The 2315-nt window shown below is 35.7% G+C and carries 3 protein-coding genes; 1 reads left to right on the top strand and 2 read right to left on the bottom strand.

What is annotated here, in order from left to right:
• Positions 1 to 71: 71 nt before the first annotated feature.
• Positions 72 to 731: an IS3 family transposase gene (locus HNR32_RS13600; protein ID WP_183863578.1), complete on the bottom strand. Its 660-nt coding sequence runs from the start codon at positions 729 to 731 to the stop codon at positions 72 to 74.
• Positions 728 to 1012: a transposase gene (locus HNR32_RS13595; RefSeq protein ID WP_183863576.1), complete on the bottom strand. Its 285-nt coding sequence runs from the start codon at positions 1010 to 1012 to the stop codon at positions 728 to 730. Before HNR32_RS13595 ends, HNR32_RS13600 begins: the two co-directional genes overlap by 4 nt.
• A gap of 107 nt (positions 1013 to 1119) precedes the next feature.
• Between HNR32_RS13595 and HNR32_RS13590 the strand changes: the two genes are divergently transcribed.
• A complete protein-coding gene (locus HNR32_RS13590) occupies positions 1120 to 1353 on the top strand; it encodes a hypothetical protein (RefSeq protein WP_183863575.1) in 234 nt (77 codons plus the stop codon).
• The last annotated feature ends 962 nt before the right edge of the window (positions 1354 to 2315 follow it).

The following is a 2315-nucleotide window of genomic DNA, read 5'->3' as shown; positions in this document are numbered from 1 at the left end:
CCAAACGTTGCCATTCACGCTAGTCACAATAGGGTTACCCCGAATGGATGGGGTAGCCTTTCGGCAATATATTACGCGACTTCTTGTCGCACTTGGCTGCCTCGATCACTGTGAATAAGCTTTGGCGTTACTTTTCTTGTTGCTAATGCGTTTTTTACTGTTTCTACAACACGTGATACTTCCAGTGTTTTGCTTAATGTCCAAAAAATAATTTTTCGGGAAAATAAGTCCATAATACTGGTCAAATAAACAAATCCATCTAACGTCCAAATATAGGTTATATCCGTGCACCATAATGCATTGGGAGAAAGCGGATTAAATTCTTCATTTAGTATATTTTTCAGGTCATCGCTAAAATTTGAATTTATGGTTGTAACTGTATATGGCTTAACATATTGTGCTTTAATACCAAGTTCACGCATATATTGTCCTACTGTTCTTTCGGCGATAAATTCGCCTGTACTTTGCAGAGATTTTGCAATTTTAGGAGCACCGTAATTTTGATGTGATTCATGATAAATATCCATAATTTTATCTTGAATCAAACGTTTACGTACTTCTTGTTTTGATGGATTTCGTTTTGTCCAGCTACTATAGCCGGATTTTGAAACGCCTAGAAAATAAAGCATTCCACTGACAGAAACATGGCGTTTCTTTTCAAGCTTAGAAGTTTTTTCATCTTCAATGGATGAAATTTTCTTCTCGACTTCACGGTAAATAATTTCTGTCATTTTCCGAGAATGCTGATAGCTTTTTTTAATACATCAAGAGCATCCTTTGCGTCGCGAAGTTCTCGAGCAAGGCGCGCATTTTCTTTTTCCAAATCACTGGAATAATTACCAGAACCACGTATGGGAACTTCACCTTCATGCTTCTTCGCTAAGCTGAGCCATTTCGTCAAAGTGCTGAAACCAATCCCTAGATTTTTAGCACAAGCTCGTGTTGGTAATTCTGGATGCGACAAACGATACGCTACGGCATCTTCTTTGAATTTTTTATTGTGCTGTGTCATAAGATTTCCTCCATACAATTCTTTATAGTAATATTTTATATTCCATGGAGTAGTTTCTCAATTTATTTTGTACTATTTATATTCTAGCAGCAAGTAAATTACCCACAATGGAAGTAAAAAAGGTTATTGCTAAATTTAAAGAGATATATTCAGATTATGAGAATCATCCACAGAAAGAAGTGATTGGGTTTGAACTAAACGGTGGACACTGTATGACAAAAAGTGGAATTGAAAAATGGGAAGAATTTAAAAGTTTAGATGCAGAGTATAATACTAACGATGAAGTTCAGCTAATTAGAAATGAACTCAGATACAAAGAATCCATTAAAAATAAATATTAAGTTTGGGTTGGGGTGAGAACATAAAGTTGGACTCTGAAGAGGCAATATAAAGTATATTCAGAGAGTTGGGGGAAATGTGCCCTGAAACTGTATGACCAATATAAATTAATAGCTAAAGTTGTTCAATGTCTAGGCTATCCAACAATGCTTGCAGGAGCGTTTACATATGTATTGACACTATCGCTAGTTAACTGATTGAGTACAGCGAAGATTGGTCAAGTGGTCGTTCCTATATAAATCCTAAAATCATTACAGATCTTATCTCAACGAAGACCGCTTAATCTGATTCGAAGATTGATGGTTTTGCGAACATTGCTTGACACTATCAACAAACTGGACAGTTTTAAGGGTTTTTTAATAGAAAAAATGTAACGATATAGCAGATTGTAGAATGAAGTGTGACAGAGATACACGAAATAAAAAATATCATTGTATTCAAAGCCTTACAACAGATGAGAAAGATTATATTGTAATTATGTAGGTTGTAATTTCAATCACTGGTAGCTATAATAATTGTAATGAGGTCGAGGATACTATGTCACGGGGCGCTGCCATTTATTCTGAATAGGGCAAAAATGGCTAACCCGCCGACATAGACAAAAAGACCTTGCATTGAAGCTTTTAACGAAGCTGATGCAGGGTCTTTTTTATCCTCAACCCGCGAAAATATAGGAATTTCTGTTTGCGAGAAAGATCGTTCACCATGGAGTGGCGGGCATAACTGGCAAAGCCAGAGAGAATAAAGAAAAATGCCTTTTACAGAATAAACTGCAGCGCTCAGTGTTGATTGGTAGAAGGAGAAGTAGTTCTTTATGACAGAATAGATACTGCTTTCACATATCTGAATAAGGAGACAAGTTTATCTAAAGGTCAGTTGTAAAATGAAATTGAACAAATAAATAAAATCCATAATGATGAACCTTGTGTTAGAATGTAATCGCTAAACAACAATCTACAAAGGA

It is taken from the genome of Pectinatus brassicae (assembly GCF_014201835.1).
In the GTDB taxonomy this organism is placed as follows: Bacteria; Bacillota; Negativicutes; order Selenomonadales; family Selenomonadaceae; genus Pectinatus; species Pectinatus brassicae.
The sequence above is the reverse complement of the archived record's forward strand: the minus strand, read 5'-3'. Positions and strand labels throughout refer to the sequence as shown.